At 62.2% G+C, this 8,476-nt stretch carries 9 protein-coding genes; 6 read left to right on the top strand and 3 right to left on the bottom strand.

What is annotated here, in order from left to right:
• The 5 genes from F4V54_RS09335 to F4V54_RS09315 form a co-directional block, all read left to right on the top strand.
• A partial coding sequence (locus tag F4V54_RS09335) for an IMP dehydrogenase (protein ID WP_211359476.1) occupies positions 1–733 on the top strand: 733 nt, incomplete at its 5' end.
• A gap of 2 nt (positions 734–735) precedes the next feature.
• Positions 736–1,950 carry a GuaB3 family IMP dehydrogenase-related protein gene (locus tag F4V54_RS09330; protein WP_102723968.1) on the top strand — a complete coding sequence of 405 codons (1,215 nt, stop codon included), beginning with the start codon at positions 736–738 and terminating at the stop codon, positions 1,948–1,950.
• 162 nt (positions 1,951–2,112) lie between these two features.
• A complete protein-coding gene (locus tag F4V54_RS09325) occupies positions 2,113–3,030 on the top strand; it encodes a metal ABC transporter substrate-binding protein (RefSeq protein WP_150386957.1) in 918 nt (305 codons plus the stop codon).
• Between the two features lie 4 nt (positions 3,031–3,034).
• On the top strand, positions 3,035–3,775 hold the full coding sequence (locus tag F4V54_RS09320) for a metal ABC transporter ATP-binding protein (RefSeq protein WP_150386956.1): 741 nt from the start codon (positions 3,035–3,037) through the stop codon (positions 3,773–3,775).
• Positions 3,772–4,695, top strand: a complete 924-nt coding sequence (locus tag F4V54_RS09315; protein WP_150386955.1) for a metal ABC transporter permease — start codon at positions 3,772–3,774, stop codon at positions 4,693–4,695. The genes F4V54_RS09320 and F4V54_RS09315 overlap by 4 nt, the downstream gene beginning before the upstream one ends.
• On the opposite strand, the gene F4V54_RS09310 is transcribed toward F4V54_RS09315, so the two are convergent.
• Positions 4,614–5,333, bottom strand: coding sequence for a metal-dependent transcriptional regulator (locus F4V54_RS09310; RefSeq protein ID WP_150386954.1), 720 nt, complete (start codon positions 5,331–5,333; stop codon positions 4,614–4,616). The two genes, F4V54_RS09315 and F4V54_RS09310, sit on opposite strands and share 82 nt — an antisense overlap.
• A gap of 10 nt (positions 5,334–5,343) precedes the next feature.
• A complete protein-coding gene (locus F4V54_RS09305; RefSeq protein WP_150386953.1) occupies positions 5,344–6,231 on the bottom strand; it encodes an EamA family transporter in 888 nt (295 codons plus the stop codon).
• A gap of 42 nt (positions 6,232–6,273) precedes the next feature.
• Between F4V54_RS09305 and guaA the strand changes: the two genes are divergently transcribed.
• Complete coding sequence (gene guaA, locus F4V54_RS09300) at positions 6,274–7,845, top strand: glutamine-hydrolyzing GMP synthase (RefSeq protein WP_150386952.1); 1,572 nt, start codon at positions 6,274–6,276, stop codon at positions 7,843–7,845.
• Positions 7,846–7,856: 11 nt separating this feature from the next.
• On the opposite strand, the gene F4V54_RS09295 is transcribed toward guaA, so the two are convergent.
• The coding region (locus F4V54_RS09295; protein ID WP_150386951.1) for a LiaF domain-containing protein at positions 7,857–8,476 on the bottom strand (620 nt) is incomplete at its 5' end.

Below are 8,476 nucleotides of genomic sequence, written 5' to 3'. Positions count from 1 at the left end.
CAACAACCGCGTCCTGGAGATGGTCGCGCGCGTGAAGAAGGATTTCGGCGAACGCGTCGACGTCGTGGGCGGCAACCTGGCCACCCGCGAAGCTGCAGCCGCGATGATTGAGGCGGGCGCGGACGCCATCAAGGTGGGCATTGGCCCGGGCTCCATCTGCACCACGCGCGTGGTTGCTGGTGTGGGCGCCCCACAGATCACCTCGATTCTGGAGGCGTCTGTGCCGGCACACGCAGCTGGCGTTCCAGTCATTGCGGATGGTGGCATGCAGCACTCCGGTGACGTGGCTAAGGCACTCGCCGCTGGCGCGTCGACCGTCATGCTTGGCTCCATGCTGGCTGGTACGACGGAAGCCCCAGGCGATGTCGTTGTTGTTGGCGGCAAGCAGTACAAGCGCTACCGCGGCATGGGCTCCATGGGTGCGATGCAGGGCCGTGGTCTGTCGGGTGAGAAGCGCTCCTTCTCCAAGGACCGCTACTTCCAGGCTGATGTGACCAGCGAAGACAAGCTCGTGCCGGAAGGCATTGAAGGCCGCGTGCCGTACCGCGGTGAGATTGACGCGATCACCCACCAGATCGTTGGTGGCCTGCGTGCGGCGATGGGCTACACCGGTTCTGCCTCCATCGAAGAGCTGCAGACCAAGCGCTTCGTTCAAATCACTACCGCTGGCCTGCGTGAGTCCCACCCGCACGACATCACGCAGACCGTCGAAGCACCGAACTACAGGGGTTAAGCATGCGTGATTACGTTGAAATTGGCATTGGCCGTGAAGCGCGTCGCGCGTACGGCTTGAACGAGATCAACATTGTTCCTTCGCGCCGCACGCGTTCCTCGAAGGACGTTGATTTGCGCTGGCATATCGACGCATACACGTTCGACCTCCCCCTCGTCTCCCACCCGACGGACGCTCTGGCCAGCCCCGAGTTTGTCATCGAGATGGGCAAGCAGGGCGGCCTCGGCGTGATCAACGCTGAGGGCCTGTGGGGGCGACATGCGGACTTGGATGCGGCGATCAAGAAGGTCATCGAGCCGATTCTGTTCGCCGACCAGGACGTGCATGGCTTCCGTCAGCCGGGCGTGGCGGAGCTGCAGGAGCTGCACTCGGCGCCTATTGACACTGATCTGTTGTCTGAGCGCATTGCTCAGGTGCGTGACTCCGGTGTGACCGTGGCTGTGCGCGTGAGCCCGCAGAACGCTCGCGAGCTGGCCCCGATTGTGGTGAAGGCCGGTGCTGAAATGCTGTTTATCCACGGTGAGAACATCTCCGCTGAACACGTCCAGGAGGGCGGGGAGCCGCTGAACCTGAAGGAGTTCATCGGTTCTCTCGAGGTCCCTGTCATTGCCGGTGGTGTGTCTGACTACACCACTGCGCTGCACCTGATGCGCGCCGGGGCGGCTGGTGTCATCGTGGGGCAGGGCACCACCACGTCCTCGCTGGCACTGGGCATTGATTCCAACGTGGCCACACAGATTGCAGATGTCGCTGCGGCACGCCGCGAATACCTCGATGAAACCGAAGGCCGCTACGTTCACGTGATCGCCGACGGTGACATTGAAACCAGTGGCGAGATCGCCCGCGCCGTGGCATGTGGTGCGGATGCTGTCATGCTGGGCCAGCCACTCGCCGCTGCTGCAGAAGCGGCTGGCCACGGTTTCTACTGGCAGTCCCAGAGCGCGCACCCGCGTTTCCCGCGTGGCTTGATCACGCAGACTGAATACGGCTTTGGCTGGACTGAGGCAAGCTTGGCCAATGATGATGGGAAGTCACGCGATGAGATCATCGCTGCCTGTGGTGCGGATCGCCCGAGCCTAGAAACTGTTCTTCACGGCCCCAGCACGAGTACTTGGGGTGGCTACAACCTAGTGGGTGGCCTGCGTCGCGCGATGGCGAAGTGTGGCTACACAGATATCAAGAGCTTCCAGAAGGTGGACATCACCGTTAATCAGTAGCTTCTCTGCGCTTCTTCAGAGCCGCCTGGTGGATTTCCACTGGGCGGCATTCTTAGTTTTGCCTTACCTTCATTGGAGGTTGTAGTGTAGGAAGAATAAAAGTACGGTTAGGCGTATTTTTAAAACTGGAATGACGGAACTTACCAGGAATGGGAGACAATAATGGCTGTAGCGCGGAGATTCGCAGCGTTTATCGCAGCAGCAATGCTGCTGGTGGGTTGTGCACCGGCGGAAGAGGAGGCTACGGGCAAGGCCTCGGGGAAGCCGACGGTGTTGACCACGTTCACGGTCATCCAGGACATTGCCCAGAATGTGGCGGGGGAGCACCTCACGGTGGAGTCCCTGACCAAGCCGGGCGCAGAGATCCACGGGTATGAGCCGACTCCGGCTGATATTCGCCGCGCGACTAACGCGGACCTCATCCTGGATAACGGCCTGAACCTGGAGAACTGGTTCTCTCAGTTCGTGGAGGACAGCGACGCACCGCACGTCACCGTGACGGAGGGCATCACCCCGATCGACATCACCGAGGACGAAGGCGCCGGCCTGCCCAACCCGCACGCGTGGATGAGTCCGCTTGAGGTGAAGACCTACGTGGACAACATGGTCAAGGCATTCTCCGAGCTTGATCCGGAGCACGCCACCGACTTTGAGCGCAATGGTGAGGATTACAAGAATCAGCTCCAGGAGGTCCACGACGGAATGGTGGAGGAGCTGTCCCAGCTGCCGGAGAAGCGCCGTGCGCTGGTGACCTGCGAAGGGGCGTTTTCCTACATGGCACGTGATGCTGGGTTGGAGGAGCGCTTCATTTGGGCGGTGAACTCCGAGAACGAGGCGACTCCGCAGCAGATTTCCCGCGCTATCGAGTTCGTGAAGGACAATGACGTCCCGGCGGTCTTCTGTGAGTCCACTGTTTCGGATGCACCGATGCAGCGCGTGGTCGAGGCCACCAACGCAACCTACGGTGGCACGCTCTACGTGGACTCGCTCTCGGAAGAGGGTGGCCCGGTGCCGACCTACCTCGACCTGATCAAGCACGACGCAGACGTGATCACCAAGGCTCTGACAGGAAAGAAGTAGTGCAATGAGCCAGCAGGATACAGCAGCAATCTCGGTGCGCGATGTCACCGTCCACTATGGGAGCGTGCTTGCGCTCGACGGTGTCAGCCTGGACATCGCGCCTGGGCGCGTGTGTGGCCTCGTCGGGATGAATGGTTCCGGTAAATCGACGCTGTTCAAAACGATCATGGGACATATCCGGCCTGACGTGGGCACCGTGGACATCAACGGCCAGGACCCCGCTGCTTCACGACGTTCCGGCGTCCTCGGCTACGTCCCCCAACGCGAAGCAGTGGACTGGGACTTCCCCGTTAGTGTCCGCGACGTTGTCATGATGGGCCGCTACGGCCAGATGGGTTTTACCCGCCGACCGCACAAGAAGGACGTGGAAGCGGTGGAGCACGCGCTAGAACGCGTGGAACTCACCGAATTCGCCGACCGCCAGATCGGGCAACTGTCCGGTGGCCAGCGCAAACGGGCATTCGTTGCCCGGTGTATTGCGCAGGGGGCGGAGGTGATGTTGTTGGATGAGCCGTTTGCGGGCGTCGATAAGCGAAGCGAAGCAACGATGACCCGGCTCTTCCGTGAGATGGCGGTGAGCGGGTCCACGATCTTCGTGTCTACGCATGATCTCGCTGCATTGCCTGACTTGGCGGATGAGGCGCTCCTGCTGTACCGCCGCGTGCTCGTGCATGGGCAGCCCGCGGAAGTCCTGAAACCAGAGAACCTAGCTGCCGCTTTCGGCTTGGATGTGATGAACCAATGATGTCTTTCCTCCTTGATCCCTTTGCCTACGACTTCATGGTGCGCGCACTGGCCACCAGCCTCATCGCGTCCGTGGTGTGTGCGGTGTTGTCATGCTGGCTCGTGCTCATCGGCTGGTCGCTGATGGGCGACGCGGTGTCCCACGCAGTCTTCCCCGGTGTTGTGGTGGCGTACCTGCTCGGCGCGCCATTCGCAGTGGGCGCCGTCATCTTCGGTTTCCTCGCGGTCGGCTTGATTGGGGTGGTGCGCGATACGAGCCGGCTGAAAGAAGATGCCGCGATTGGCATCGTGTTCACCACGCTGTTCGCGTTCGGCCTTGTGCTCATCTCGGTGACGCCATCGCACACCGACCTGAACCACATCATTTTCGGCAACCTGCTCGGTGTGTCTAAGGCTGACCTCGCGCAGATTCTCGTGCTGGGTGCGGTGACGCTGGCGATTCTCGTGCTCAAGCGACGCGACTTCACGCTGTTTGCCTTCGACCCGATCCACGCTCACGCGATCGGGCTGCGCCCGAAAATGATCGGTGCGGTGCTGCTCGCGCTGCTGGCGTTGACCTGCGTGGTTGGGCTGCAGGCCGTCGGCGTCATCCTCGTGGTGGCCATGCTCATCATCCCCGGCGCGACCGCCTACCTGCTGACCAATACGTTCAGCCACATGCTCATCATCGCGCCGGTGATGGCGGCGGGATGCTCCGTGGTGGGGCTGTATGCCAGCTACTACCTGGATGCGTCGCCGGGCGGGCTCATCGTCGTGGCGCAGGGCGTGGTGTTCCTGCTGGTGTATCTGCTTGGTCCGAGCCAGGGCATCATCACGAAGCTGATGCGCAAGAAGCCTGTCTACGCCGAAGCAGGGGAGGCTGTGGAGAGTGTGGAGACGAACAACGCATCCGTAGCGATGTTGCCCAGCGGCACGGCCTGAGAAGCCTTATCGACGGTCACCTCCAGCGCCTCCGAGAACGGCGCACCTTCCGTGACCGTCAGGACGGCGCCGACGACGATGCCGGTTTCCTCGAAGTGCTTGAGCAGCTCCGGGTCCGAGTCCGAAATCCTTTCGACGGTGACCCGGAGTTTTTCTGTGCCCGTTTCCATAGCCGCGGCCATGTCCGTGAGGCTGCGGGCATCCAACGCGAGGACGGTGCCATCGGCGGCGGGGATGGGATCCCCGTGCGGGTCGCGCTCCGGGTGACCCAAGAACTCATCTAGGCGGGCTACGAAGAAATCGGAGACTGCGTGCTCCATGTTCTCAGCCTCGTCGTGCACTTGGTCCCACGTGTAGCCGAGGGTGTCCACCAAGAAGCTTTCGATGAGCCGGTGGCGCCGGATCATGGCCACGGCGTAGGTGCGGCCCTCGTCCGTCAGCTCCACGGAGCCGTACGGCGCGTGGACAATCAATCCCTGGGAGCTCAGTTTGCGCATCGCATCAGACACCGATGACATGCGCAAACCCGTCTGCCGGGAGATCGACGTCGCCGTAACAGGTTCGGACGACCATTCCGTGAGACTCCAGATCACCTTCAGGTAGTTCTGGGTCGAGGTAGACAGGTCGTTTAGGGACATAGGCATCACTCTATACGGGTTGAGGTCTTTTCTTGCCGCGTCCCTGCCCACGGCCCTGCATCGCCTGGATCATCGCAGCAGTGATCACCAGCAGGATCGCCGTGAACTTCAGCCCCGAGATGTGTTCCGACAGCAGCAGCCAGCCGAAGAACGCGGCGATGGCGGGTTCGAGGGAAAGGAGGATGGCGAAGGTGTTGGGGGTGAGGCGTCGTAAAGCAATAAGCTCCAGCGAGTACGGAACGAGCGACGCGAGAACGGCGGTGCCTAACGCTATGCCGAAGAGGCGGGTGTCCGCCATGATCGTGAGTGAACCTTGCCAGCCGAGCGGCATGAGGGCCATGCCGCCGATGAACAGCGCAACCGCGAGGCCACCCTGGCCGGGCACCGAACTGCCCGCGCGTTTGGAAGCAAGGATATACAAGGCCCAGAACATGCCCGCTGCCAGCGTGAACGCAACGCCAACCGGGTCGAGTGGATAGCCGTTGTAGGAGTTGATGCCCAGCAGCAGCATGCCGGAAAGCGCAAGGGCCACGCACACCGCATCACGCACAGAACGCGACAACAGGGCAGCGAGGGTCAACGGCCCCAAGAACTCGATGGTCACCGCGGTACCCAGCGGGATCCGTTCGAGCGCGGTGTAGAAAGAGCCGTTCATAAACCCCATCGTCAGCCCAAACGTAATCACGGCGCGCCACTGCTGCGCATGCCACTCCCAGAAACGAGGGCGACTAGCCACAAGAAGAATCACGGCAGCGAGCAGCAGACGCAAAGACGCCGTGGCCCAACTGCCCGCGTGCGGAAACAGTTCAACCGCCAACGCGGCCCCAAGCTGCAGCGAAATGCACGAGCCGATGATGCACGCAACACCAAGCGGTGAGGTCGGAGTTGAAGCGGTCATGGCGGTTCAGTCTATGTAGGCCATGAGTTAAACTTTGAATCCGTGACTACCTCTCCAACAGCTAATGCACATCCGCGCCCTGTTCTTGTTGTGGATTTCGGCGCGCAGTATGCGCAGCTCATTGCCCGTCGAGTGCGTGAAGCGCGTATCTATTCTGAGGTCGTGCCGCACACGATCACGGCGGAAGAATTGAAAGCTAAGGATCCGGTTGCGCTCGTGCTGTCTGGTGGCCCGTCGTCCGTGTATGAGGATGGTGCGCCGAAGCTTGACCCGGCGATTTTCGAGCTTGGTTTGCCCACGTTTGGCATTTGTTACGGCTTCCAGGTGATGACTCAGGCGCTGGGTGGCACTGTGGCCAAGACCGGTTCGCGCGAGTACGGCCGCACGAAGATGGATGTGTGTGGTGGCGTGCTCCACGCCGGTTTGGCGGAGCAGCACTCTGTGTGGATGAGCCACGGTGATTCCGTGACGCAGGCGCCGGAAGGCTTCGAGGTCACTGCTTCTTCGGAGGGTGCGCCGGTCGCGGCCTTCGAGAACGCGGAGCAGCGCATGGCGGGTGTGCAGTACCACCCGGAGGTTATGCACTCGCCGCACGGTCAGCAGGTGCTCACTCGCTTCCTCACGGAGATCGCGGGGCTCGAGCAGACCTGGACCGCGTCGAATATTGCAGAGCAGCTTATCGACGCAGTCTCGGCCCAAATCGGCCCCGACGGCCACGCCATCTGTGGCCTGTCTGGTGGCGTGGACTCCGCCGTGGCGGCGGCGCTCGTGCAGCGCGCTATCGGCGACCGCCTGACCTGCGTGTTCGTGGACCACGGTCTGCTTCGTCAGGGCGAGCGCGAGCAGGTGGAGAAGGACTTCGTAGCTGCCACCGGCGCGAAGCTGGTGACAGTGGATGAGCGCGACGCCTTCCTGGGCAAACTCGCCGGCGTGACCGAGCCGGAGGCGAAGCGCAAGGCGATTGGTGCGGAGTTCATCCGTTCCTTCGAGCGCGCAGTGGCTTCCGTGCTGGAGGGCGAGGACGTTGGCTTCCTCGTCCAGGGCACCCTATACCCGGACGTTGTGGAATCCGGTGGTGGCACAGGAACCGCGAACATCAAGAGCCACCACAACGTGGGTGGCCTGCCGGATGATGTGGAGTTTGAGCTCGTTGAGCCGCTGCGTCTTCTGTTTAAGGATGAGGTCCGTGCAGTCGGCCGGGAACTGGGTCTGCCGGAGGTCATTGTGAACCGCCAGCCGTTCCCGGGCCCAGGCCTGGGCATCCGCATTGTCGGCGAGGTCACTTCGGAGCGCTTGGAAACCTTGCGCAAGGCCGACGCTATTGCCCGCGAGGAACTGACCCGCGCCGGCCTGGATGATCAGATTTGGCAGTGCCCGGTGGTCCTACTCGCGGACGTCCGCTCCGTCGGCGTCCAGGGTGATGGCCGCACCTATGGCCATCCGATCGTGCTGCGCCCAGTCGCTTCCGAAGACGCGATGACCGCCGACTGGGTGCGCGTGCCGTACGAGGTGCTGGAGACGATCTCCACCCGCATCACCAACGAGGTAGAGGACGTCAACCGCGTGGTCCTGGACATTACGTCCAAGCCACCGGGAACCATCGAGTGGGAGTAAACCTGGGAGGCTTACTCGGCAAACTGCGCGGACACGGACCCGATGCGGTGCTCCACATTAATTGTGAGCAGCTCGCCGTCCTTGTCCGCGTTTTGCTTTCCTGTGGGGCAGGTGGTTTCGCCGATGGTGGCCTGGCAGTGCACCTCAACCGGAACGTTGCTGGGCAGGATGATGTTGATCTCGCCGATGCCGTTGTTGAAGTTGACGGTCTTCGGCTCCTTGAGTGGCGCCAAGTCCGAGAGATCAACGCGCAGTTCTCCGACGAGGTTGTTGACGTCGGGGATGGACCCCGCATCCTCGTATGTCAGATGCACTTCGCCGATGCGGTCGGCGACACCAGGGGCAAACACGACAGGTGTTGCAATGATCAGCGCCAGAGGAATCCACAGCCACAGGCGCGAGCCTTTCTTCTTTCTTGACTCCGGTTCCACGGCGGGGTCCGGTGCTGGTTCAGGATCTGGCAGGTGCCATAGCCCTGGCGCCGCGCCCAGCGGGTCCCACGCTGGGGGAGTTGGGGTTGCAGGCTCTGGGCCGGCGGGGTGTTCGTAGCCCTCTGGCGGGGTGAACTGGGCCGTCACCGGTGGCTCAGGCTGCGCTTTCGGCGGACGAGGCGCGTGCTCAGCCGGCGGCA

The sequence above is a fragment of the Corynebacterium tuscaniense genome (assembly GCF_008693065.1).
Classification (GTDB): Bacteria; Actinomycetota; Actinomycetes; order Mycobacteriales; family Mycobacteriaceae; genus Corynebacterium; species Corynebacterium tuscaniense.
This window is presented reverse-complemented; position numbering and strand designations above follow the sequence as displayed.

What these genes read in the sequence shown, in the direction of transcription:
- F4V54_RS09330 (WP_102723968.1), top strand. Translation starts at nt 736, where the DNA reads ATGCGTGATTACGTTGAAATTGGCATTGGCCGTGAAGCGCGTCGCGCG.
- F4V54_RS09325 (WP_150386957.1), top strand. Translation starts at nt 2,113, where the DNA reads ATGGCTGTAGCGCGGAGATTCGCAGCGTTTATCGCAGCAGCAATGCTG.
- F4V54_RS09320 (WP_150386956.1), top strand. Translation starts at nt 3,035, where the DNA reads ATGAGCCAGCAGGATACAGCAGCAATCTCGGTGCGCGATGTCACCGTC.
- F4V54_RS09315 (WP_150386955.1), top strand. Translation starts at nt 3,772, where the DNA reads ATGATGTCTTTCCTCCTTGATCCCTTTGCCTACGACTTCATGGTGCGC.
- F4V54_RS09310 (WP_150386954.1), bottom strand. Translation starts at nt 5,333, where the DNA reads ATGTCCCTAAACGACCTGTCTACCTCGACCCAGAACTACCTGAAGGTG.
- F4V54_RS09305 (WP_150386953.1), bottom strand. Translation starts at nt 6,231, where the DNA reads ATGACCGCTTCAACTCCGACCTCACCGCTTGGTGTTGCGTGCATCATC.